The sequence below is a fragment of the Pseudomonas sp. RIT-PI-S genome, from assembly GCF_025642975.1.
GTDB lineage: Bacteria > Pseudomonadota > Gammaproteobacteria > Pseudomonadales > Pseudomonadaceae > Aquipseudomonas.
Genome location: NZ_JANZKJ010000041.1, coordinates 1 through 332 on the forward strand (window position 1 = coordinate 1; position 332 = coordinate 332).

The window sequence follows — 332 nt, forward strand, 5'->3', positions numbered from 1 at the left end:
GTCCAATGGGTGACGTCGATGGCCGCTTCGGTGGGGCCATAGAGGTTGTAGAGGCTGGCCTTCGGCAGCTTGGCGAACACCTGCTGCTGGGCATCCGCTTGTAATGCCTCACCGGAGCAGACGATGCGGCTCAGCGAAGTGCATTGAGCCACGTGTTCGCTCTGCATAAACACCTGCAGCATCGACGGCACGAAGTGCAGCGTGGTGATCTGCTGTGCCTGGATCACCTCGATCAGCTGCGCCGGGTCCCGGTGCGCGCCGGGCGCCGCAACCACCAGCCGAGCGCCGGTCATCAACGGCCAGAAGAACTCCCAGACCGACACATCGAAGCT

At 63.3% G+C, this 332-nt stretch carries 1 protein-coding gene; it reads right to left on the reverse strand.

What is annotated here, in order from left to right; all coding sequences use genetic code 11:
- Positions 1 to 332 (reverse strand): AMP-binding protein (locus OGL93_RS22155; RefSeq protein WP_263265168.1); only part of this gene is annotated, 332 nt, incomplete at both ends.